General features: G+C 69.8%; 18 protein-coding genes. 2 read left to right on the forward strand and 16 right to left on the reverse strand.

Annotated features, from left to right (window positions below; all coding sequences use genetic code 11):
* On the forward strand, nt 1–624 hold the full coding sequence (locus CVV72_RS13380) for a response regulator transcription factor (RefSeq protein ID WP_219152750.1): 624 nt from the start codon (nt 1–3) through the stop codon (nt 622–624).
* Between the two features lie 6 nt (nt 625–630).
* On the opposite strand, the gene CVV72_RS13385 is transcribed toward CVV72_RS13380, so the two are convergent.
* The 16 genes from CVV72_RS13385 to CVV72_RS13460 form a co-directional block, all read right to left on the reverse strand.
* Entirely contained in the window at nt 631–1,950 is a 1,320-nt protein-coding gene (locus CVV72_RS13385; RefSeq protein WP_219152751.1) for a hypothetical protein, read from the reverse strand.
* 245 nt (nt 1,951–2,195) lie between these two features.
* Nucleotides 2,196–2,861 carry a class I SAM-dependent methyltransferase gene (locus tag CVV72_RS13390; RefSeq protein WP_219152752.1) on the reverse strand — a complete coding sequence of 222 codons (666 nt, stop codon included), beginning with the start codon at nt 2,859–2,861 and terminating at the stop codon, nt 2,196–2,198.
* Between the two features lie 233 nt (nt 2,862–3,094).
* Nucleotides 3,095–7,150, reverse strand: coding sequence for a DPP IV N-terminal domain-containing protein (locus CVV72_RS13395; RefSeq protein ID WP_255632674.1), 4,056 nt, complete (start codon nt 7,148–7,150; stop codon nt 3,095–3,097).
* Nucleotides 7,151–7,351: 201 nt separating this feature from the next.
* Nucleotides 7,352–8,326, reverse strand: a complete 975-nt coding sequence (locus CVV72_RS13400; RefSeq protein ID WP_219152753.1) for a zinc ribbon domain-containing protein — start codon at nt 8,324–8,326, stop codon at nt 7,352–7,354.
* A gap of 3 nt (nt 8,327–8,329) precedes the next feature.
* Nucleotides 8,330–8,869, reverse strand: a complete 540-nt coding sequence (locus tag CVV72_RS13405; protein ID WP_219152754.1) for a phage tail protein — start codon at nt 8,867–8,869, stop codon at nt 8,330–8,332.
* Nucleotides 8,866–10,827, reverse strand: coding sequence for a putative baseplate assembly protein (locus tag CVV72_RS13410; RefSeq protein WP_219153941.1), 1,962 nt, complete (start codon nt 10,825–10,827; stop codon nt 8,866–8,868). The genes CVV72_RS13405 and CVV72_RS13410 overlap by 4 nt, the downstream gene beginning before the upstream one ends.
* The gene (locus tag CVV72_RS13415; RefSeq protein WP_219152755.1) at nt 10,827–11,237 is read right to left on the reverse strand and encodes a GPW/gp25 family protein; all 411 of its coding nucleotides are present in this window, start codon (nt 11,235–11,237) and stop codon (nt 10,827–10,829) included. The genes CVV72_RS13410 and CVV72_RS13415 overlap by 1 nt, the downstream gene beginning before the upstream one ends.
* Before the next feature lies 1 nt (nt 11,238).
* Complete coding sequence (locus tag CVV72_RS13420) at nt 11,239–11,520, reverse strand: PAAR domain-containing protein (protein ID WP_034307364.1); 282 nt, start codon at nt 11,518–11,520, stop codon at nt 11,239–11,241.
* 11 nt (nt 11,521–11,531) lie between these two features.
* Complete coding sequence (locus CVV72_RS13425; RefSeq protein ID WP_219152756.1) at nt 11,532–13,352, reverse strand: VgrG-related protein; 1,821 nt, start codon at nt 13,350–13,352, stop codon at nt 11,532–11,534.
* A complete protein-coding gene (locus CVV72_RS13430) occupies nt 13,345–14,109 on the reverse strand; it encodes a LysM peptidoglycan-binding domain-containing protein (protein ID WP_219152757.1) in 765 nt (254 codons plus the stop codon). Before CVV72_RS13430 ends, CVV72_RS13425 begins: the two co-directional genes overlap by 8 nt.
* A gap of 2 nt (nt 14,110–14,111) precedes the next feature.
* Entirely contained in the window at nt 14,112–14,558 is a 447-nt protein-coding gene (locus CVV72_RS13435; protein WP_219152758.1) for a phage tail protein, read from the reverse strand.
* A gap of 11 nt (nt 14,559–14,569) precedes the next feature.
* Nucleotides 14,570–16,951: a hypothetical protein gene (locus CVV72_RS13440; RefSeq protein ID WP_219152759.1), complete on the reverse strand. Its 2,382-nt coding sequence runs from the start codon at nt 16,949–16,951 to the stop codon at nt 14,570–14,572.
* 7 nt (nt 16,952–16,958) lie between these two features.
* On the reverse strand, nt 16,959–17,117 hold the full coding sequence (locus CVV72_RS13445) for a DUF6760 family protein (protein WP_016333592.1): 159 nt from the start codon (nt 17,115–17,117) through the stop codon (nt 16,959–16,961).
* Entirely contained in the window at nt 17,114–17,557 is a 444-nt protein-coding gene (locus CVV72_RS13450; protein WP_219152760.1) for a zinc-ribbon domain-containing protein, read from the reverse strand. Before CVV72_RS13450 ends, CVV72_RS13445 begins: the two co-directional genes overlap by 4 nt.
* Before the next feature lie 4 nt (nt 17,558–17,561).
* Nucleotides 17,562–18,005: a phage tail protein gene (locus CVV72_RS13455; protein ID WP_037344451.1), complete on the reverse strand. Its 444-nt coding sequence runs from the start codon at nt 18,003–18,005 to the stop codon at nt 17,562–17,564.
* Between the two features lie 15 nt (nt 18,006–18,020).
* Nucleotides 18,021–19,568, reverse strand: coding sequence for a phage tail sheath family protein (locus CVV72_RS13460; RefSeq protein ID WP_219152761.1), 1,548 nt, complete (start codon nt 19,566–19,568; stop codon nt 18,021–18,023).
* A gap of 188 nt (nt 19,569–19,756) precedes the next feature.
* Between CVV72_RS13460 and CVV72_RS13465 the strand changes: the two genes are divergently transcribed.
* Complete coding sequence (locus tag CVV72_RS13465) at nt 19,757–22,996, forward strand: hypothetical protein (protein WP_255632675.1); 3,240 nt, start codon at nt 19,757–19,759, stop codon at nt 22,994–22,996.
* Nucleotides 22,997–23,034: the final 38 nt, after the last annotated feature.

Raw genomic sequence — 23,034 nt, forward strand, 5'->3', positions numbered from 1 at the left:
ATGCTCGTCGACCAGATCCCGGTGCTGCTTCATGCCACCGACACCATCACGCACGCGGGTGTCACCGCCGCGTTGCGCTCACGTCCTGAGATCCGTTTCGCCGGCGACTCCGATGAGCAGGCCGTCGTCCTGGTCATCGTCGAGCGGTTGAACGAGGAGGCGCGGCAGTTGCTGCGCAGCCTCCACTGCGCCGGCTGCGCGGGAATCGTCCTGGTCGCCGGCGAGGTGGACGACTCGGAATTGCTGGACGTCGTGGGCAACGGTGTCTCCGCGATCATCCGCCGGGCCGACGCCACCCCCGACACGCTGGTGCGGCTGGTGAAGGCCGCGGCCGCCGGGGAAGGCGCGCTGCCGCCGGATCTGCTCGGCCGTCTGCTGTCCCGGGTGTCCCGGTTGCAGCGGGACGTGCTGCAACCGAACGGCTGGGATCTGGCCGGGATGTCGCAGCGCGAGACCAAGGTGCTGCGGATGATCGCCGACGGTTTCGAGACGAAGGAGATCGCCGACCGGCTGAGCTACTCCGAGCGGACGGTGAAGTCGATCCTGCACGACATCACCAACCGTTTCCAGCTCCGCAACCGCGCTCATGCCGTCGCGTTCGCCCTGCGCGAGGGGTTGATCTGAGCCGGTTCATTCGACTCGGCCGGAGAACGAGACCGACGGGGTGCAACGGCTTCCGTCGCCCGGTGTCTGACAGCTGACGGCGAGCACGATCTTTTCCCCGGGGGCGAACCGCCATGCCTGCAACCAGTGGTGGTCGAGGTCCCGGAAGTTCGCGAGCCCGACTTCCAGCAGCACGGTCTTGGTGCCACCGGCGTCGCGCAACAACCGCAGGGTTCCGTTGTCGCCACGCGGGTTCTGCAGGATCAGGTCGGTGATGACCAACGTTTTCGCGGCATCCGGCAGGGTGTAGGGGAATTCGGCGAACCGGTTGACGTTCGAGTCGACGGCCGCGTCCGCCGCCACCCGGAAGTCGGTCGGTGTCCCGGCGCCGTTGCCCGCCGGGTTGGGGACCCCGTTCGACGGCCGGGGGCCGGGAGCCGTGCCGTCGGCCGGCGGGGTCAGCCCGACGGCCTTCATCGCGTCTACGGAGTTCTGCTTGGCCTGAACGGCGTCCTTCTTCGCCTCACCCGCGGCGCCACCGGCGTCCTGCGCCGCCTTGATCACCTCCTGGTTCTGCTCCTGAGCGGCTTCCCGGGCGGCCGACTTCACCGCGGGCCTCAGCACGGTGAACCACAGCGCCACCAAGGCCAGCAACACCACCAGCAGCGCGGCCAGCGCCGGCAGCAACCACTTGGGCAGCAACTGGCGCTGCACCATGGTGCCTTCGGTCTTGAGCGGTTCGGCGTCGTCGGCGATGACGAACACCTGGAAACGGTGGCGGACGGGTTGCCCGCGCAGGAACCGTTTCCGCGGCCGGGCCCGCAGGCGGACGAACGCGGCCGTCCCCGGCGCGAGGTCGGCCCGGTTCCGTTCGAGCTGGAAGTCGAGTTCGTCCTCGGGGTCGAGCGCGCTCAGTTCGACGGCGACCGGATGGTTCCCGCGGTTGTCCACGGCCACTTCGAAGTCGGCCTTGGAACCGGCCTCCACTTTCGCCGGAACGACTTCGGCGGTCACCTCGGTGAAGGCGGCGAGCTGGACAGTGCCCTCCTCGACCACCGATCCTGCCGGGTCTTCGCTCGAGAAGACCTTGACACCGAAGGGAATCAGCCCGGCCTGGACTTCGGACGACCGCGGCGGCGAGAACCGGACGACGACCGTCCCCGCCTCCCCCGGCATCAGGTTCACCGTCGCCGGTTCCGCGATGGCCCAGGCACCCGGGTCGCCGACCACTTCGATCGCGAACTGATCGACGACCCGCCCGGCATTGCGGATGGTCACCGAGCAGCTGGTCTCCTGACCCGGTTCCGCGACCAGGCCCGCCTCGGACAGCGTCGCCGTTGCTCCCATACCCGGAAGTCTGCGCGTCCGGGGCCGGGCCCGGCACCAGCGGACGGGTGTGCGGCCGTGCGCCGGTCGTTGCCCATTGGGGCAGTGAGCCTTTGCCAACCTGATCATGCGCCGGCGATCATGAGGGTCTGAACTGCGGCGATGAGCCGGTGGGCGGTGTTCGGGCTGGAGCGGATCTTCCGCAGGACCCATTCGAGGTCACGCCACGCTGCACACCGCCGACTGCCCGCCCAGGTCGGCAAAATTCATTCGTCACTTCTGGCGTCATGGCGCGCCAGCAGGTATCCGGCGGGGGGCTTGCCTGGCGCCGGAGCAACGATTCGCAGGCGTCCGAGCTCGGCGAAGTCGTGCTCGCGCAGTCGGTCGGCGAGCGCGTCGAGGGTCCACAGATACGCCGGTGAGGCTCTGTGGTCGTACGGGACCCAACCATTGGCGTCTGCGGTGTCGGTGATCTGCACACCGATCAGCAGGGGGCCGCCCGGCTCTACCACTCGGGCGAACTCGGTCAGGACGCGCGGAAGCAGGTCCGGCGGCGTGTGGATCAACGAGAAGTGCGCCAGGATGCCCGCGATCGACTCGTCCCCTGCGTCGAGATGGAGCATAGAACCGACCTCGTAGCGCAGGTCGGGACGATACCGGCGGGCGATCGCGACCATGGCCGGTGACAGATCGATCCCGTAAGCCCGGATACCTGCTCGATCCAGGTGATCGGTCCACTGTCCCGGACCGCAACCCGCATCGACCACAGCACCCACCGACCCACCGGCGCGGACGAGGTCGGCGAAGGCGTTGATCATCCCTGTTGACAGCGCATCGATGACTTGGTCGCCCTGTCGCACCATGTCGTCGTACAACTCGGCGACCTCGTCGTAGTCTCGGCGGGTCTGATCCAACGCTTCGTTCTCACTCACCCGCCGGACTCTAGGGAACAGGTCGGACGTAGGAGTGTCGGACACTCCAACCGCGAAGGCGACGCGATCGATCCGTCCGCCCAGGACGGTGGGCACCACCATTACCACCGCCCCCACCAAGCTGTCCACGACGGCCGCAGTGCTGGCACATCCACTCCCGGGCCGCACGCCACGCCGCACAACCGCCGGCCAGCCCCCTCACCAGGTCGGCAAAGGCTCAGTGTCGCCTCTCCTCAGCCTCGGGTGATGAACGGCGGTTGCTGGGTGCGGAGCACCACCAGGATCGGCTCCGACCGCACCGTCCCGAATTTCACGCCGCCCACGGAGGTCACGTTCACCGTGCGCGGGCCGATCAGGTCGTGGTGGAAGAGCAAGAACGGCGCCTCGAATCTTCCGTCCGCGCGGACCGTGACCAGTCCCGGTGCGGAGATGCCCGCCGACCAGGCCAGCCGGACCACCGCGCCCGGCGGGAAGTCCGTTCCCCGCACCCGCGGGACGAAGCCGAGCGTGCCGATCTTCGGATCCAGCTCGACCACCGGCTGCCGGACCACCACCCGCGCGTTCGCCGTGTTGTCACCGGTGTTGCCGTCCGGTCCCGTCGTGCTCACCGTGCCCGACACCGGGCCGTCGAAAGCGGCCTTCGCGGCCAACGAGATCCGGACCGCCACAGTCTGATCGGGCGCCAGCGTCCCGAGCGCGCAACTGCCGCCGCCCGGCGCACAGCCGGGTGTGACCGAAGTAGCGGGAAGCCCGGATGGCAGCTGGGTCACGAGCCGGACGCCCGGCATCGCGGCCGGGGAACCGTTGTGCACCAAGTACGTCAGCACCACGTCGGCACCGCCGACGAACAGCGGGACCGCCGAGACCGCCAGGCCGACCGACAAGGATCCGGGGGTCACCGGTGGCGCCGGCTTTTCACCGACCGTCACGACCGCCGTCGCGGAGTTGTCCCGCGGGTCCGCGTCATGGCCCGTCGTGGTGACCGTGCCGGCCGCCGCCTGCGCTCCGGCGGCCAGGCCGGTCGCGCTGAACCGCACCCTCACCTCCTCCCCCGGAACGAGCGTGCCGAACGCGCACACCGGTTCGGGCGTGCAGGTGCCTTTGGTGGGCACGACCGCCGCCTGCCGCAGACCGGCGGTCAGCCGGACGAACAGGCCCACCACGGGTGAAGCGGTGGGACCGCGATTGGTGACGACGAACTCGAACGTGGTGAGCCCCTCGAACGGGATCGCGGCGGGCACGGCGGTCGCGCTCACGGCGAGGTCGGGAATCCGCTGGAACGCGGGCTGTTCGGCCCCGCCGGGGCCGTCGATCAGGATCCGGCTCTCGCCGCCGGTGAACGGCACCACCGCGACCTGCGGCGCGGACTCACCCGGGAAATTCGTGTAGGCGACGAGCCCGCCGTCCGGCGACCAGGCCGGATCGTCGACGAATCCCGTGCGCTGCACCAGGATCCGGGCGGGCCCGCCGACGGCGGGAGCGACACAGATCAGCGCGTTGCCGCTCTGGAACGCCAGGGTGGCACCGTCCGGTGAGACGTCCGCCGCTCCTTCCTCCCCCGCACCGCAGCCGGGGCCGAACAGCGACGAAAGGTCACGCTGGTCTCCCGGCACGACGACGTCGGGCGAAGGCTGGGTCAGGGCGACCTGCCACACCGTCTTCCGCCGGGTTTCTCCTGGCGGGACGACGGCCATGACCGCGGTCTCGACGGCGGTGCCGTTCCTCCCGGCCGCCGTGCACGTCACGGTGGTGGCCCCGACCGGGAACAGGCTGCCGGACAAGGGCGTGCAGCTCGGAGTGAGCGGGGTCCCGTCCGCGTCCACCGCGCTCACGGGGTACTCGATCACCGTGGGGCCGGTTCCGGTCACCGTCCGGTCGTGCAGGGTGATCAGCGGCAGGGCCGGATCTTTGACGCGCACGGTGACGTTCTCGGTGTAGCCCGGCCGCACGGTGGTCTCCCCGTTCACCCGGAATTCCACCCGGCAGCGGAGGAAAGAACCCGGTGCGGCCGTCGGGGACACCGTCGCCGTTTCGACGAATCGCGCGTCCGTGCCGCCGGGAACCCGTTGCGGGCCCGGAGGATCGAACGTCATCGTGAGGCCGGGATCGCAGGAGCTCACCGGCTGGACGCTGACCGGGAGGTCGCCGATGCCGTCGATGATCGCCCGCGCGATCTGGCCGGCGTCGGTGCCGGGCGTGAGGACACCGTCGGTCGCCTTGGTGATCGCGGTCGCCTGTCCTCGCGCGTCGAGGCCGTGGTCACGATCCTCGCTCGACCCGCCGGTGACCGCGGGCACGGCCACCACGCTGATCTCCGCCGCGTTCAGCGCGGCGATCACCGCCGACCGGACCGGCGAACCCTTCTCCGGTGGGTCTTCATGGCTCGCCGCGTCTCCGACCAGGACGAGGATCCGGCTGCTGCCGGGGCGGAAGGTGATGGCTCCGGTCGCGACCTTCTGCAAGGCCAGCAGCCAGTCCTCGGCGGTGTCTCCGCCGCCCCTCGCCTCGATCCGGGCGAACGCGTCGGACAGCAGCTTCCGCTCGGCGTCGGTACCCGCCGGGGTCAGCGGTTGCTGAACATAGAACGACCGCGGGATGGGCTGGCCCTTGTCGTCGCCCACGTCACCGAACGCCGCGACGGCGAAGTGCGCTTCCTTCTCGCGGTCCCGCACGCTGTCGATGACCTGGCCGAGGTTCGTCTTGACCTGCTCGATCACCCCGTCTTCCCCGCCCATGGAGCCGGTCTGGTCCATCAGCAGGACGACATCGGGCAGGGACCGGATCCGGTCGGTCCGCACCGTCTTGGCGATCCGCGCCGACCCGCCGCGCCCGACCGGGACGTCCACCACCGCGGGGTCCACTCTGGACGGTCCCGGCGGCCCGATCAGCGTGGCCGCACGGGTGAGCGTGATCTTCGTGCCGTCCGCCGACCACACCGGCTGCGAGTCGTCCCCGCGCAGATGCGCCGGGATGGGGATGTCGCCGAGAAGACGGCCGTCCGCGACACGCACGATCCGCACGAAACTGTCGGAACCCTCGCCGATCGACACGGTCCGGGTGAACGCGATCTTCGTCGCGTCCGGCGACCATGCCGGATGGCGCTCCCGCTTGCCGTCGCCCCCACCGGTCAGCGGTCGCGGTGCGCCACCGTCGGCGTTCGCCACGACGATCTGACTGCTCCGGAACTCACCGGGGCCGAATTCCGTGTAGGCCAGCGAAGTCCCGTCCGGCGAGAAGGAAGGATCGGCTTCGTCGGCGTCCGGCCGGTTCGTGAGGTCGCGGCGGTCGCCGCCGCGCGCGTCCGCGCTCCAGATGTCGGTGGTGTCCCCACCGCGGAGCCGGGTGAACACCGGCTGCCCACCGGCTCGGAAGGTCGGTTCGCTTTCGCCGACCGCGGGCAGCGCGGAGATCACCGAGACCTGACCGCCGGGGAGGGTGACCTGTTTGACGTCACCGAGCGGATCCGGTTGCCGTGTGGTGAAGGCCAGCCGCGCACCGTCCGGCGACCACGCGGGCTCGGCCGAGTCGCCGGGCTCCGGCACCGCGCGGGTGAGCGCGCCACCGGTGTCGGCCATGACCACGACGTCCCCGGCGGGATCGAACCTGGTGGTGGTGAACGCGATCCGGGAGCCGGTGGGAGCCCAGGCAGGCTGGGTGTCCGCGCCGGGGTCGGCGGTCAGGCGAGTCGGCGCGCCGCCGCTCACCGGCACGGTGTAGAGGTCGCCGGCCGGGTCCTCGCCCGTACCGCTGAACACGAGACGGCCGCCGTCGGGCGACCAGCTCGGCGAATCGTCCGCCGCCGGTCCGGAGGTCACCTGACGCGGACCGCGGCCGTCGACGCCGATCACGAAGATGTCCTTGCTGCCCATGCGTTCCGACACGAACGCCACCGACGAGCCGTCCGGCGACAACGCCGGACGCGTGTCGGCGGTCGCGTCGTCGGTCAGGCGCACCGGAACCCGGGCGCCGTCCCGCAGGTACCAGATCTCGCCGTCCCGCTCGGCACCGTCGCGGACGGCGCGTTTGCTCACCCACACCAGGCCGCCGGTGCCCGCGGACGCGTCGGAATCGACGCCCCCGGCGCCCGGCGGCAGCGCCGCCACCGCGCCCTCGCCGGTGGCCTGGGCCAAATCCGTCGTCGCGGCGCTGACGTAGCCGACGCGGTAGGGCGCGGCGGGCGGTGCGGGCTGCTGCGCCGCGGTCGGCGCGAACACCCCGGTGATCGCCGCTCCGCCCAGCACCGCGACCAAGGCGATCGCCGCCACCGCTCGGTTCGGGCGCATGGTCATCCGGTCCTTCCTCGGTGGCTTCCGGAAGCCCTTGAGGGACAAGGCAAAGAGGTCCGGTGAGGTGGGCGGTCCGCTCGTGGCCCCGGCCGCGATCGCGTCGCGAAAGCCACTTTCGGGACATCACACGTCGCGAAAGTGGCTTTCGCGACATCTGACGAGGCAGTCGTGTCCACTGACGCTGCAAAAGCCATTCGCCTCTCCTCAGCCTGCCTCGAACAGCTCGATCTCGGAGATCGCGACGTCCATGCCGTCCAGCGAGCGATGCAGCCCGACCACGTGCAGTTCGACGCCGGTCGCCCCCGCGCTGTTCTCGATCGGGACTTCCTGCGCGTCCGGCGTGTCGGCCAGCACCATGTCGTAGGTCTTGCCGGTGGAGAACACGAGATGCAGGGTCTTCGGCCGGTGCGCGGCCTGAAAGTTCGCACCGTCACCGGAATGCACGATCGCCTTCCGCAGGTCCACCGGCCGGTCGAAGGTGAACACCAGCACGGGTTCGCTCTGGGCGGCCGCCGACCAGAAGGTGTTCTTGGCGTTGTCGCTGACCAGGTTTCCCGGATGGGCGGGCGACTGCGCGCTCGCGGTCACCTTGCTCGGGCGGACCGGGTTCAGCTTCGTTTCGAAGATCCCCGTCGCCTGATTCCACAGGCCGAGCGCGGCGGTGTTGATCGCGCCCCGGAACGGCTGGTAGAGCGCGTAGATCAGCGCCGAGAGCACCAGCATCACGGCGATCACCCGGCGGACGGCCTTGCCGGCGCGGCGTCGCGCGGCACCGGCACGGCCGGCCCGACGGCGGACACCGTCCTTGCCCGGCCGTTCCCCCGCCTTGTGCTCACGGGGACCGCGGCCGAACAGCCGTCGCCACCATGAGGTCTTCACGACCTCCGACTCGGCGAGGGACGCGCCGCAACGGCCGCAGAAGTTGCGGGTGGGCACGTTGCCCTTGCCGCATCTGCCGCAGATCAGGTCACCGGGGCGGAGAACCTGTTCCTCGGCCGTCCGCTGCTGAGGCTGCCGGACCGGAGCGAGCTGTTCGGCGGGCTGCACGAGCTGCTGCTGGGCGGCCGGCTGGCGCACCGTGGCGGGTTCCTCGTCGTCCCATTTCAGGTACCGGCCGCATTCGCCGCAGAACTCGACGTCGGCGGGGCCCTGATGCCCGCACTCCCGGTAGATGACCATCCGCTACCCCTCCACCACTTCGACCGTGACGCGAACGTGGGCGGGTACCGCGTCCACGACCGTCGCCGTCAGCCCTCGTTCGTCGATCCGCTCCCGCTCGGGCACCCGCACGCGCACGTGGACCCACGGCGGTCCCGGGTCCGGGAGCGGCGCTCCGGGTTCCGGCGACGCCACGACACCGCCGCTGTCGGTCACCTCGACCGCGCCGCCGGTCAGCAGTCGCACGTGCTCGGCGAGCCCGCGCTGCGTGCCGCGCCACCGATGCAGCTCGACCGATCGGAGCACGAGTTCACGCAGCCGGTCCGGGCTCCAGCCTTCGTCGACGCGCAACGCCACCCAGTGCGCCAGCCAGCCGACGAAGTCCTCCGGCGCCAGTGCCGGGTCAAGATAGCCCGAAAAGTTGTCCAACGTGGCGAAGACCGGTGCGAGCACTTCGTCGAGCGCACCGGTGAAACCCTGGACGAACCGGTCCTCGGCGTAGACCGAGGGCAGCTGCTCGCCGATCGGGTGGGGGCTCGGCAGCCCGGGCACGGCCGCTCTCATCCGCCACTCTCCCGGACCCGGACCTGGTGCCCGAACGAGAACGCGAGCGCGTGGGGCGGCAGATCGATCCGGTCGACCTGCTCGCCGCGTTCCCGCGTGACCGGATTTGCCGCGAACAGGCGGACGTCCTCGACCAGCTCGACACCGGGAAGCCGTTGCAGCACCGCGAAGACCTCACCCGACTGCACCGGCCGCCCGAACGGCCAGCCATCGCCGTCCGGCCCGCCGGTGAGCGGGTTGAAGTAGGCGTAGAGCGCCTGCGTCGCCCGCGAGCCGAGGGCGCCGGGGGTGGTCCGGCGGCGCGACCTCAACCGGGCGACGACCGTGACCCCGTGGTAGAACGGCGCTTCCACGGACACGAGGGCGCCGACACAGCGGCGTTCGTCCAGATACCGCTCGATCCGGGTGCGCATCCCGGGTTCGAGCATCAGCGTCGCGAACTTCAGCTCACCGGTGTCGGGAACGGCGGGTACGACGAGGACGCGGATCGCCCCGGTCTCGCGGCCGTCGGCGCCGTGCGCGGGCACACACCGCACCCTCGCCGCCTCGGGGGCCGCTTCGCGCGCGAGCTGTTCGTAGTCCTCGGCGGTGACGGCGCGGTCGCGGGTGCGCAGCAGCAGCGGTCCGCGTACCGCCGCGTCCTCCACCGACTCGCCGTCCACCCCGCCGGTCGCCGGACGCCGGTTCACCACTCCGCTGACGAAGGGGATCGGATCCCGTTGCACCTCGAGCACTTCGCGTGCGACGTTCCCCCGCCGCCCGCCGCCTGCCCGGTAGGCGGGCACCCGGATCGCGGCGGCCTTGGCCGGAACGGCACCGTAGTACCGGATGCCGCCCTCGGGCTGGCGCACGGCCGGGCCGAACGCGATCTCGCCGGCGACCCGGTCGACCCGGACGTGCCGATCGTCCGGGCCCGACTCGGCGAACGAGGACACCTCCGTCCACTCCTGCCAGCCGCCGGGACCGGACACCTCCACGATCAGCTCGTCCCCACCGGCGACCACCGGACGCCTGCCGAGCGGGAACCGTTGTCCGGGCACGCCGTCCGAGGTGCCCACGATCTCTCCGCGCACGACCTCGGCGTGCACCGCGCCGACCGTGCCACCGATGGTCGACGCCTCGACCGAGCGCAGCCTCGGCGACCGCTGGAAGAACGGCTGATGCTGTTTCGGTTCCGTCAACCGGCACCGGATCCAGCCCGCGTGCCTGCCGGCGAGCACCGACACCGTGTGCCCCGGCGGCACGTGCAGAACGACGTCCCCGGACCGGTTGAACGCGCCTGTACTGTCCCGGTCGACCTCACCGGCGGCCCAGCCGTGCCCGTCCCAGGCCTCCCACACCCACGGCGGGTCGTGCGGATCGACGCCCTGTCCCTCGACCTCGCAGTCCACTCGCAGCAGCACCGCGCAGCCGGGTACGGCGTCCGACAGTCCGAAGTAGACGGCATCGCCGGGAGCCGGGCTTTCGGCGAAACACGCGGGTTCGCCGCCGACCAGCAGCTCGTCGGTGCGGTCGACCTGCGGCACACCGGTGTCGGTCCCGCCGGTCGCCAGGCCGGTGAGCGCACACGGCACGATCGTCAGGGTCCGCTCCACGGTGAACACGACGGGGTCTTCGGCCTCGTCGCGCACACTGGCGACCTGTTTTCCCGCGGAGACGACCACCGGGGCGTCACGCGCCGCCGAAAGCCAGAACGTCACGTCCGCGCGCGCGGCGGCCGGCGGGAACAGCCGCACGCCGATGAGGTCGAGGAACCGCAGGTAATGCAGATCCGGCACCCGGTTGAGCCGGTAGAGCAGCTGGTCGACCATCTGCGCGAACGTTTCGATCAGCGTCACGCCCGGGTCGGAGACGTTGTGGTCCGTCCATTCCGGACAGTTGCGCTGGACCAGGCTCTTCGCTTCGTCGACCAGGTCCTGGAACCGGCGGTCATCCAGGTTGGGCAGGGGCAGCGACATCACGCACCGTCCTGAACGGACTCGTGCGCGGGGATGACGTAGAACGGGAAGACCAGGTTGCGCGGGTCGTTGGTGCCGCGCAGCTGGTACCTGATGTCGATCAGCAGCGTGCCCTGGTCGGCCTCGGCGAACCCGACCACGACGTCGGTGAGCGTGATCCGCGGCTCCCACCGCTCCAGCGCGGTGCGCACCTCGTACGCGATCTGCCCGGCGGTGGCCGCGTCGGCGGGCGCGAACACGAGATCGTGCACCGCGCAGCCGAACTCCGGGCGCATCGGCCGTTCACCGGGAGCGGTGGCCAGTATCAGCCGGATACTCTCGACGACCTCGCGTTCTCCGCCGACCAAGGCGATCGAACCCGTCGCGTCGGTGCGCACCGGGAACGCCAGTCCCCTGCCGAGAAAGTCCACCTCAGCCTCCGATCAGGACGGTCGGGCAGCCCATGACGATCGGCGCGCCGCAGGCGGCCAGGTCGCCCATGCGCGCCGCGGGCAGGCCGCCGATCAGCACCGTCGGGCAACCCGGCGGTGCGACCGGCGTCGGCGGATGCACCGCGGGCGGCGGGAACGAGCAGGTGTGCAACGTGCCGACGGTGGCGGCGGGCATCCCGCCGATGAGCACGGTCGGCACACCGGGCCCGGCGATGACGCCTGGGTGCCCGGTCGGATCGCCGACCCTCGCGGCTGGTGGCATGCCCACTCCCCTCAGTTGATCTTGACCACGCTGCCGCGCACGGTCACGATGCCGCTCGCGCTCAGCTCCGCCTGGCCCTGCCCCTTGACCGAAACCGTCGCGCCCTCGACCTGGACGCCCGCCGTACCCGACAGCTTCAGGCTGCTGCCCGCCTCGACGGTCGCCTCGGTCGCCGACTTCACGGAGACCTTCTGGCCCTTGAGCTCCAGCGGACCAGCGCCCGCGTCGATGCTCACCCCGTTCCGCGCCTTCACCGTGACACCCTTGCCGCTGGTCACTTCGATCATCTGGTTCTTCTGGTCCAGCTTGACCACCAGCTTCCCGTCCCCGGAAGCGACGACGATGCCGTCCTGTTCGGCGAATTCGAGCTTGTGGCCCTCGCGGGAGACGAAGCCCCGCACGGCGATCTCGCCGCTGTTGCCGTCGACCGGCGACGCGGTGAACTTCGGGATCACGTCGGCGCCGTTGTGGAGCCCGCCGAGGACGTACGGGGCTTCGAAGTCGCCGTGCTCGAACCCCACGAGCACCTCGTCACCGACCTCGGACAGGACCATCGAGCCCCGCCCCTTCCCTGCGCCGGGCTGCACCGTACGCGCCCAGTTGCTGGTGAAGTCCCGATCCAGCCAGGGAAAGATGAGCTTGACCCGGCCGAGCCCGGCGGGATCCTTCGCGTCGCTGACCACCGCGGGTACCACTCCGGCCCACGTCGATGTCCTGTGGCCACCGGCGACCAGGCCGTAGAGGGAGCGTTCCTGCCGTCCGGAGACGGCGAACTCGGTGGTGTAGCCGACTTCCGCGTTGAACAGGTGCCGGGTGCTGGTGAGCGTGTACTTGCCGGCGAACGGCTTGCCGACACCGGTCAGCGCCACCGCCGCGCCCGCCCGGAGTTTCGGGTTGCCCTTGGCCACTCCGTCGAGTTCGGTGCAGGCGCCGCCGAGCCGTTCGGACAGCGCGATCGCCGCCGCTTTCGCCTCGGCCTGAGTCCGGCGCGGCGTATCCGCCGAGACGTACTTGGGGCTGGCGAACTTGTTCGCGAGCGTGACCGGGTCGACGCCCTCGACCTCGGCCCCCGCGTTCTTCGGCCTTTCGACGGCCACCACGGCCTGCTTCCGTTCGAAGTCCCAGCCGCGTACCTCGACCTCGGGTACCTGCTCGGCCGCGGTGACGCTGGCGCGCAGGCTGACCAGGGTCCGGTGCGCCTCGAGCACCAAGGGGTCGGTGTGGGCCTTCGCACTGGTGGCAGGTGCCGCCGAAGGCTTCTCCGCCAGGCTGAAGTTCAGCGCGCCGCCGCGGACCGCGATATGGGCGCCGACCGACTCCGCCAGCCGGGACAAGAACTCCCAGTCGCTGACGTTGTCCTGGCTGAACTGTGTATGCGGGCGCCCGCCGACACCGGGGACCGGATCGATCTTGCCGGCCTTCAGCCCCGCCCGCTGGGTCACCTTCGTGACGACATCGGCGAGGCTCATCCCCGGGTAGACCGCGACCCGGCGGCCGCGGAACAGCCGGTGCGCGTGGTCGTAGCCGCGCACCTCGGTGAAGGTGCCGATCCGGTCGAGGTCGATCGCGACCGCGGTGACCTCGCCGGAAAGCAGCTCCTGCGGCGCTTCCGGATCGGAGGTCTGCACCTTCAGCTTGACCTCCGCGCCGACCTTGAACTTCCCCTTGTCCAGCACCACGTGCCCGGAGTCGCGGAACCGCAGGACGAACATGTCCGGCAGGTTCCGGCTGTCGTCGACATAGGCGTAGGACAACAGCGTCTTCACGTCGTCGGGCAGCGGACCGCCGTCGACCTCGACGACGAGATTGTTCGCGAAGCTCTCGTTAGCCATCGAGTTCCTCCAGCGCCGGCACGAGCAGCCGGGTGCCGGGCCGCAGTCGCATCGGGTCGTCGATGTCGTTGGCGTCGGCGATCGCGCGCCACTTCCCCGCGTCGCCATAGGCACGGAACGCCACCGCCTGCAGGGAATCACCGGCGACGAAAACATGGGTGTCCCGCGCCGCCAGCGCGCCCGACGTCGGGTTCTGACCGCTCAGCTCGCCCGCGATCTCCTCCAGGTTCACCGTGCAGACCGCGCGCACGGGAGTGCCCGACGGGGTGAACAGCGTGTACTTCGCGGTGACACCGGCGACATAGGCGGGGAAGCCGGTCATGCCGCCCCATTTGAAGATCACCCACGGCGGAGAACCCTTGCCGTGCTGGCGGCTTTCCTCGGTGGCGACACAGCAGGTGAAGAGCTGCTCGACCTTCTTGACGACGGCGTCGTCCATCTTGTCGGTGGCGTCGAGGAACATCTCCAGCGCGAGTTTGCACGGGTCCGAGCCCTTGAACTCGGGTGGTCCGCTCTTCTTCGCGTTCCGCTGCGGGTCGCGGCCCCACTTGGCGTTCTTGGTGAGCGAGAGTTCCTTGGGGTTGAACTGGAACTTGATCTCGAACAGCTTGGCGCCGGGCTGCCCGGTGCCGCCGGACTGCGGCGGCTTGCGGACCTCTAGCAGGGCGCGCTGGAGGTTGTTCGGCGCCGGTTCGCCGGAGCCGTACGCCGCCGGTGGCTGGGATCCGGCGGAGGTGAACGTGACGGGCGAGGACATGGCTAGCCCTTCCTCGCCGGGCTGAGAAAGCCGTGGTGGGCCAGTTCCAGGGTCTCGGTGGCGACCTTCGGCGAGTCGGGCGAAAGCTGCGGCCCGCTCCAGCGCACGGGGACGACACCCTCCAACGACCAGCTGGCGATCACGGCGCCTTCGAGGGTGCGCGCTTCGATGGTCGCGGTCTTGCGCTCGATGCCGCTCGCCATGTCGGCGAACCATTTCGTGATCTGCGAGCTGGCTTCGGTGACCGGGCGGGAAAGCTTGACGTTGGAGTACTTGATCCGCGTCGGGAGCTGCCAGACCATACCGTTGTTGCCGCCCTCTTCCCGCTGCTCCATGACGAACTCGCAGCCCAGCCCTTCGCAGCTGCTGAAGGCGCCGAGGTTGCCGAGGTTCCTGTCGTCGAGTTTGACGACGTAACAAACGGCGACGGCTTCTTCCGCGTCCGGCATCGGCTTCTCCTTCAGTGCGGGCGGTCGGTGAGCGCGCCGCGGCGCTCACGGTCGAGGCGGAGTTCGGTCTTCAGTCGCCGGAGCAGCGGGTCGAACAGCTTCTTGACGAGTTCCTCGGTCTCCGGTTGCGGGGCCCGTGCGGCCACCGCCGACGGCCCCGCCACCGACGGCGCCGCGGGCTCCGGTTCCCCGACCGGCGGTGCGACGGGTTCCGGCGGTGCTGCTTCCGGCTCGCGCTGGACGACCGAGGCCTCCGCCTGTCGCGTCACGACGACGGGTGGCAGGTCGAGCACGACGCTCTTGCCGTGATCGGCCCGCTCGCCCGGCGCGGCGCGGCGAACAGTGGGCGAAACGTCCCTTGTGGAGGGTCGGCCGTTCTGCCCGGGTGGGGTCGCTTCGACGATCCCCGCCACCGGCAACGGTGCGGTTCCCTCGGCGCTCACCGGATTCCCGGTGCGTGGCGAAAATGGCCGCGGGGCCGGGTCCTGGCGATCGGCGATTCTCGAGACCGGGAGTGCCGCCCTCAGCGGGTGAGCCACTCCCCCGGCCTCCTGGCCGGCGGCCGGTGTCAGAAGAACCGTCCTGGTCGCGTGCGGCTCCGCGACGGCAAGGCTCGGTTCGTGGGCACGCTGGACCTCCGGCGGTGCCGAGCCGTCCAGAACCCGGACCGACGGCAGCGGGCTGCTCGCGCTTCGCCGAGCCTCGACCACCCGGGACACGGCCAGCGCGGGTAGCTGTGCGCTCTCACCCCGCCTCTCGTCGGCCGGGGCGGTGAGCGTCGGCCTGCTCGCCGGAATCGTCGCCGGGACGGGTGATGACGCGGCCACGTTGTCGACGGCGCGCGCCACCGGCAGTGGTGACGTCGGTGCCGTCCGATCCGGTGCTGATGCAGTACTCGCTGAGCCGCCCGGCATCCCGGGTGGTTCCGCGGCTTCGAGTGCATCGAACGCGGTGATCGGTGAAGATCGTGACAAGGGGACCATCGGCAGGCTCGGTTGCGGCGAGACCGCCCGGGAGGCCGTGATCTGCGACTCTTCTGCGAACTTCCCCGGCGAGTCGTCACGGAGACGCTGCACCGGCTTGAAGACCGGAGCACCGGACGACTGCGGGTCCTGTCGCGTCGGCGACGGCGGCCGCGACGGCAGCGCCGGTCCGATGCTCGAACGCTGGACAGGCTCCGTCGCGGACGCCCGCGACACCGATACCGACGCCGAACCGCCCGGAGTCGGCGTCTCGACCGACGCCGCCGCCGGGCTCCGGTCCGATCCCTCCGCGATCCGTGCGACCGGGCGCGGAGCGTCGTCCGCGACGGGTGCGGTTTCTTCGGCGAGAGGCGCGGGAACCGCGGTGGTTTCGACGGCGCCCGTCAGGGGCGCATCCGTGTCCGCGGCGCGGTCTTCGGCTGCCGGTACGGGCACTTCGGGTTCGACGGCGGCCGGCTCGGCTGGCTGCGGAACCGGCGTCCGCGTCTCACCCGGCTCCGGCACGATCGGTGCGCCGAGTCCGAGCCGTCGCGGCGATGTCCCGGCCTGCCCGGTCCGTTGGACGACCGGGAGCGCGGACCGCACCGGCTCACCGGGCGGCGTCTTTCCCGAGGCGGCCGGTTCGACGACGGGTGGCGGCGCGGGAAGCGGAAGTGCCGGGACAGGTGCTGTCTCGACAGAGCCGGTGTCGGCCAGGTCGGGCTCCGGTGCGGGAGTGTCCACCGCTGCCGGCTCGACATCATCCGGACTGTCCACAGAGGACTGCTCGTCCGCCGGGCCCGGCGGATGAAGCGGCGCCATCGGGGTTTCCGGCCGGACCGCCTGGACCGTCCTCACCGGCGGGCTCGCCGGGATCACCGACGGTTCGGCGGACGTCAACGGCATCGACGGCCGGTCGGCTTCACGCGGCCGGACAGCCACGGACGGCAGTACGAATGCGGGCGCCGGATCGTAAGCCGGCCCCGGCCCCTCTGGCGAGGGCTCTTCTGGCGAGGGCTCTTCGGCCACCGCCTCCTCGCGCGGCGCCACGGTCGTGGATTCCGGAGGATCCGGTTCGGCGGCGCGCTGCACCGACATTCCCCACAACCGGGACAGCACACCGCGTTTGCGAGCCGACCGCTGCACGACGGGCATGTCCGGCGCGGGGGTCCCGGCCGTCCGCGCCAGACCATCGATGACACCCGCGGGTTCGGCCGGGCCGACCCGATGGCCCAGCTGCTCCAGGTAGGCAGGGCTCCGCCAGGACGTCAGCGAGGAACTGAAGCGCTGCACCGGGTTGATCAGCGGATGCTCGGCGACGACGCGCTGGATCGGCGGCAGGGCCCGCCATTCGGCCCGGGCCGACGGCAGAGTGGCCGGTGCCGGCGACTCCGAGGGCGAGCCCGGCTCTTTCCTGCGCCATGTCCACATCGCAGCGTCACCGTCCCTCGCTCATCCGAGTGTTGATCCGGGCGATCTCGGCGACGTAGGTCAACCGGTCGTGGTGTTCGAGGTCGAGGATGTCGTCGAGCGACCAGTGCAGGTGGTAGGCGACGTACGCGACTTCCTCGTGCAGCCGTCCGGCCGCGTACGTCACGATTCCCCCAGGCGGCCGCCGGCGACGTCGACGACGAACCCGTGGCCGCACTCCGGGCAGGCGACACCCGCCCGCGTATGGCCTTCGCTGTTGACGCGCCGGTACATGTCCTGCAGGAACGCCAGATCCGAAGCGAACAGGTTCTCGATGACTCCGGCGTGCACGTCGGTGACGTCGCCGATCCGGGTGATCACCCTGGCCAGGAGCACCACCGTGAGGAAGGCCGAGTTCTCCCGGACCCGGTCGTCCCGCAGCGGGACGAGCTCGTCCCGCGCGGTCGCCAGCCGCATCACCCCCGAGTGGTGCACCCTCCCCGCGTCGTCGACGTACCCGCGCGGGAGTTCGAACGCGAACTCGGTCCGCAGCTTCGGCCGAGCCTGTTCCTCCGGCATGACGGGGGTTTCCTCTGCCGGCGGTGCCGACGCCATCACCCTGCGCATGGGCTCACTCGACTTCCATCTGCTCGTAGGTGACCACGAGCTTCTCGGTGAGCACACTGGTGTCGCCCGCCTTCAGCGCACCGATCTCCAGGCTCTTCGGCCACGCGTTGGTGAGCTTGTAGCGTTTGATCGGGGCGCCTTCGTAGTCGTAGACGATGATCGCGCCGCCCTTACGAGCCGAACCCATCTTGCCGAAGTGCGCGTCCTTGACCCACTTCTCGAAGCTGCTGTCTTCGGTGAGACCACGGGTCAGCGTCACCTCGCCCGCCTTCGGGCGACCGGGGAGCTTCTTGATGACGTACTTGCCGTCCACGGTGTTCTGCTTGAGCTCGATGACGTCCTGCTCCATCTTCAGTCCGGAGACCTCGGAGATCTGCTTGATCTGGACGCCGTCGATCTCGAGCCCGAACGAACAGCCGACGGCCTTGTCAAGATCGGGAAGTGCCATTTCGGAGCCCTTTCACTATTCGTTGACCAGGCTGGTGCCGCCGGACATCTGGGCCAGCCGGAAGATCACGAACTCCGCCGGTTTCACCGGCGCGATGCCCACTTCGCAGATCACCTGGCCGAGATCGATCCCCTCGGCCGGGTTCGTCTCCCGGTCGCACTTCACGAAGAAGGCCTCGTCGGGCGTGAGGCCGAACAACGCGCCCTTGCGCCACTCCATCACCAGGAAAGCGCTGATCGTGCGCCGGATGCGGGCCCACAGCGCGTCGTCGTTCGGCTCGAAGACGACCCACTGGGTGCCGTTGAGGATCGACTCCTCCAGGTAGTTGAACAGCCGCCGCACGTTCAGGTAGCGCCACGCCGGGTCGCTCGACAACGTGCGTGCGCCCCAGATCCGGATCCCCTTGCCCGCGAAGGAACGCACACAGTTCACGCCGATCGGGTTGAGCAGCTCCTGCTCCGCTTTGGTCAGATGCGTCTCGAGCGCCAGCACGCCGCGGACGACCTCGTTCGCCGGCGCCTTGTGGACACCGCGGGTCGCGTCGGTGCGCGCCCACACCCCCGCCATGTAGCCGCTCGGCGGCACGTACGTGTTGGTCCCGCTGGCGGCGTCGAGCACCTGCACCCACGGGTAGTACAGCGCCGCGTACTTCGAGTCGTACCCGGCTTGGTCCATGCGCCAGGTGCGGATCTCCTGCGGAGTGAACCCGGGTGGCGGGTCGACGATCGCCATCCGGTCCCCCATCAGCTCGCAATGCGCGATCATCGCCAGCTGCACGGCCTTGACGCCGTCGAGGTCGATCAGATCGCGCTGGTGGGCGGCCATCAGATCCGGCACCGCGACCATGGTGATCTCGTCGATCGCCTCCAGGCCACCGAAACCGGTGCGATCGGCGACGTCGCCGACATAGTCGTCGGCCGCGATGCGCCGCGGGACGGGCGGTGGCTGCGGCGGCTCGGTGAGCACGGCGGTGCCACGGTCCGGCTTCGCCACCGCGCCGGCGGTCGCGAGCTCCTCGATCGTGATGAAGTTCGACTTCTCGCGCACCGACGTGACGACGTTCTCCTTGGTGCGTTTGGTGGTCACGTGGTGGGTTTCGACGACCTTGCCGTCTTTCTTGACGAGCACGGTGAACCGGTCGTCGCCGGGGTTCTCGCCGGCCGGTTCCGCGACCTCGACGGTGAGCTCACCGGCCTGTCCGCCGCTCGGGAGCTCCTTCGCGACGAATCGGTAGCCACCGAGCACCGCCTGGCGCGTCGGTTCCTTCGGCGCCGCGCCGTTGGCCCCGCCGTCGCCCCGCGGTCCGCCGATGCGGACGATGTAGCAGTTCGCACCGCCGTTGAGGAAATAGCCGTAGACCGACTGGGCGAGATAGCAGCCTTCGACGAAGTCGCCGAAGGTCTGCGTGAACTGGGTCCAGTTGGACACCAGGGTGGGCGTGTTGAAGGGGCCGTCCGCCGCGAAACCGACGAAGGCGGCGACGGCGGTGCCCACACCCTCGATCGGCCGGGCGCCCGCCTCGATCTCCTCGACGTACACACCCGGCGTGAGATAGGTGGGCATGCGAGCCTCCCTTGTCGGCGTACTTTCTGACATCGGCGATGCTCCTGCGTGCGCGTTCGCGGCGAAACGACCGAGCGGATAGGTCAGCGGGAACCAATCTCTGCCCGAAGAGGCAACTGCCCGTTCGGGCGGCGGGGGCCGCCCGTCCGGCCGTTGGCAACCGGCCGGGCGAAGCCGAAAGTGAAGACATGCCAGTGGGCCGGGACAACGTGACACAGGCCCCGGCCGCGGTACCCGCGCGGCCGGTCAAACCCGCGCGCCGCGCCACCCCACCCGCGCTGCTGCGACTGCAGGCCACCGCGGGCAATGCCGCGGTGGCCCGCCTCGTCGGTTTGCAGCGCAGTAGCTGCCCTGCTCCCCCGGTCGCGCCCACGGGTGTGACACCCGCGTCGGACCCGAAATTCCAGTCGCTCAAGAAGGACGTCGGCGGACAGGCGAAAGCGGCGAAGGCGCATCCGCCCGCCACCGCGGAGGTCAAGAAGGCGCAGGACGCTTCGGTCGCGCCCGCCGACGACAAGGAGGCCCAGGCCAAGGCGGCGCAAGCCGACAAGATGGCCGCCGCAAAACCGGCCGGGTTCGACAAGGCCGCCTTCATCGCCGCGGTCAACGCCGCCGTGGCCAAGCAGGCACCGAAGAATCTCGACGAAGCCGACAAGTTCGCCTCCTCCGGCAAGGCCAGCCAGATCAAGTCCGAAGTGCTGGGCAAGGTCACCAGCGGCAAGGACGCTTCGGCCAAGGACGTCACCGAGCGCACCAAGGAAGCGCCGGATACCAGCAGGGCCACGGAAAAGCCGGTGAAACCGCTACCGGAGACCCCGCCGCCGCCCGCGTTGTCCCCGCCGGACGCGCGCAAGGCCACGCCGGACAAGGCGCCGCCCGCCCAAACCGACCTTCGCGCCGACCAGTGCGAAACCCACGGCAAAATGGCCGAGGCCGGGGTCACCGACGAGCAGCTGGCCCAGTCCAACGAACCCGAGTTCACCGGCGCGCTCGCGGCGAAACGGGAAGGCGAACAGCACACGGCGTCGGCACCCGCGGCGGTTCGCGAGTCGGAGGCGGGACAGCTGGCCGCCGTCACGGGCGCGGCGCAGGCATCCGGACAGGCCGCGATGGCGGGCATGGCCGGCGCGCGGTCGTCCGCCGGGCAACGCGGGCAGGCGGCGAAGTCGGCCACGAAAGCCAAGGACGAGCAGGACCGGGCCCGGATCACCGCGGAGATCAAGGCGATCTTCGACGAGACCAAGACGAAGGTCGAGGGGGTCCTCGGCGCACTCGACGACGAGGTGGCCAAACGGTTCGAGACCGGTGAAGCGGCGGCGAAGGCCGCGTTCACCGCCGACCACCAGGCCCGGATGAAGAAGTACAAGGACGAACGCTACGACGGCGTCGCCGGTGCGGCCCGCTGGAGCTACGACCTGTTCGCCGGGCTGCCCGCCGAGGCGAACAACCTCTTCCTCGAAGCCAAGAAGGTCTACGAGGCGAAGATGCAGGGTGTCATCGGCGAGATCGCCGATTTCGTCGGGCAGCAGCTGAGTGAAGCGAAACGGCTGATCGCCGAGGGCCGCGAGCGAGTGCGGCAGAAGGTCGACTCGCAATCCCCGGCACTGCGCAAGATCGCGGGCGAGGCCGCCAAGGAGTTCGGAAGCCAGTTCGACGAACTCGAGAGTTCCGTCGATGAGAAACAGCAGTCGCTGGTCGACGATCTGGCACAGAAGTACAGCGAAGCCCGCAACGCCGTCGACGAGGAGATCAAGGCACTGCAGGCGGAGAACAAGGGCCTGTGGGACAAGGCGAAGGAGGCGGTCGGCGGCGCGATCGACACGATCCTCAAGCTGAAGGACATGCTGCTGGGCGTACTGTCGCGGGCGGCGAACGCGGTCGGCCTGATCATCGCCAAACCGATCGAGTTCCTCGGCAACCTGGTCAACGCGGTCAAGACCGGCGTCCTGAACTTCGGCGCGAACATCGTGCAGCACCTCAAGGACGGACTGAAGGGCTGGTTGCTCGGGAACCTGGCGAGCGCGGGTATCGAGATCCCGGAGACACTGGACGCCAAGGGCATCCTGAAGATGGTCATGTCGATCCTCGGGCTCACCTGGGCGAGTGTCCGTGCGCGGATTCTCCGCTTCATCCCGGAACCCGTGCTCGCCAAGCTGGAGCAGACGTTCGAGGTGGTCAAGATCCTGATCACCGAAGGCGTACCGGGGCTCTGGCGCTGGGTGGTCGAGAAGCTGGGCGACCTCAAGGAGATGGTGCTCGGCCAGATCAAGGAATTCGTGATCGAGAAGATCGTCAAGGCCGGTATCACCTGGATCATCTCGATGCTCAACCCGGCGGCCGCCTTCATCAAGGCCTGCAAGGCGATCTACGACATCGTCCTGTTCTTCGTGGACAAGGCCGCCCAGATCAAGGAGTTCGTCTCGTCGGTGCTGGACTCGGTCGAGTCGATCGCCCGGGGCGGGGCGGGCGCGGTGGCGGGACTGATCGAGCGGACCCTGGCCAAGGCGCTGCCGATGGTGCTCGGCTTCCTGGCGAGCTTGCTCGGGCTGGGCGGGATCTCCGAGAAGATCAAGTCGATCCTGGAGAAGATCCAGGCCCCCGTCGGCAAGGTGATCGACACGGTCGTGGGGACGATCGTCAAGGCAGGGAAGAAGATCTTCAAGAAGCTGTCCGGCGAGAAGGACGAACGCTCCGCGGACCAGAAGAAGAAAGATCTCGCCGACGGGCTCAAGGAGGCCGACGCCCTGGTGGACCGGAGGCTACCGCCAGACGAGATCCGGCCGAAACTGCCGGCGATCAAGGCGAAGTACAAGATGACCGAACTGACCTTGGTCGTCGAAACCGCGGACGAGAAGGAAGCGACCGTCCACTTCGACGGCAAAGTCAACCCCGGAGACCGCACGAGCGGCAAGAAGACGAACAAGGAAAAACTCTACTCACTCGAGTACATCAGCGAGAAACGCGCTCAGTTCCGGCTCGCGGGGAACCCCGCCGAGCAGTTCCCGCGAGACGTGCGTGACGCCCTCGACGCCGCTCAGCAAACAGTGAGCGAGAACAACAAGCCGACCGCGAAACTGGGCGACGGTAGCACCCCGTTCGCGGCGATCATGGAAACCGTCTCCGGGAAATCGCATACCGGCGGCACTCTGCACATCACCAAGACCACCGAGTACAAGAAGGGACTCGCCCGGCATCTCGCGAACGACAGGCTTCCCGAGCGAGCCAAGGAACTCCTTCGCGCGGAGAAGACGAAATGCGACGACGCCGAGTCGTGGTGCAAGGCCTACACCGCCGACGAACAGCCCCCGCTGCCGACATGGGCGGGACCCTATCGGGACCAGCTGGAGGCAGCCGGGCTTCCACCGGGCTACCCTGGCCAAGAGCCGGAAGATCGGCGGCGAGGCCGAAACCGGCGAGGTGACAGGTGAGCAGAGAGCTTGTTTTCCCGCACTGGAGGTCAGGGGCG

This window comes from Amycolatopsis sp. TNS106, from assembly GCF_019330265.1.
Taxonomy (GTDB): Bacteria; Actinomycetota; Actinomycetes; order Mycobacteriales; family Pseudonocardiaceae; genus Amycolatopsis; species Amycolatopsis lurida.

Coding starts and splice junctions, on each gene's coding strand:
- CVV72_RS13405 (WP_219152754.1), bottom strand. CDS start 8,869: ATGAGAGCGGCCGTGCCCGGGCTGCCGAGCCCCCACCCGATCGGCGAG.
- CVV72_RS13460 (WP_219152761.1), bottom strand. CDS start 19,568: ATGCCCACCTATCTCACGCCGGGTGTGTACGTCGAGGAGATCGAGGCG.
- CVV72_RS13410 (WP_219153941.1), bottom strand. CDS start 10,827: ATGTCGCTGCCCCTGCCCAACCTGGATGACCGCCGGTTCCAGGACCTG.
- CVV72_RS13395 (WP_255632674.1), bottom strand. CDS start 7,150: ATGACCATGCGCCCGAACCGAGCGGTGGCGGCGATCGCCTTGGTCGCG.
- CVV72_RS13430 (WP_219152757.1), bottom strand. CDS start 14,109: ATGTCCTCGCCCGTCACGTTCACCTCCGCCGGATCCCAGCCACCGGCG.
- CVV72_RS13455 (WP_037344451.1), bottom strand. CDS start 18,005: ATGGCACTTCCCGATCTTGACAAGGCCGTCGGCTGTTCGTTCGGGCTC.
- CVV72_RS13420 (WP_034307364.1), bottom strand. CDS start 11,520: ATGCCACCAGCCGCGAGGGTCGGCGATCCGACCGGGCACCCAGGCGTC.
- CVV72_RS13425 (WP_219152756.1), bottom strand. CDS start 13,352: ATGGCTAACGAGAGCTTCGCGAACAATCTCGTCGTCGAGGTCGACGGC.
- CVV72_RS13450 (WP_219152760.1), bottom strand. CDS start 17,557: ATGCGCAGGGTGATGGCGTCGGCACCGCCGGCAGAGGAAACCCCCGTC.
- CVV72_RS13435 (WP_219152758.1), bottom strand. CDS start 14,558: ATGCCGGACGCGGAAGAAGCCGTCGCCGTTTGTTACGTCGTCAAACTC.
- CVV72_RS13380 (WP_219152750.1), top strand. CDS start 1: ATGCTCGTCGACCAGATCCCGGTGCTGCTTCATGCCACCGACACCATC.
- CVV72_RS13465 (WP_255632675.1), top strand. CDS start 19,757: ATGCCAGTGGGCCGGGACAACGTGACACAGGCCCCGGCCGCGGTACCC.
- CVV72_RS13385 (WP_219152751.1), bottom strand. CDS start 1,950: ATGGGAGCAACGGCGACGCTGTCCGAGGCGGGCCTGGTCGCGGAACCG.
- CVV72_RS13400 (WP_219152753.1), bottom strand. CDS start 8,326: ATGGTCATCTACCGGGAGTGCGGGCATCAGGGCCCCGCCGACGTCGAG.
- CVV72_RS13440 (WP_219152759.1), bottom strand. CDS start 16,951: ATGTGGACATGGCGCAGGAAAGAGCCGGGCTCGCCCTCGGAGTCGCCG.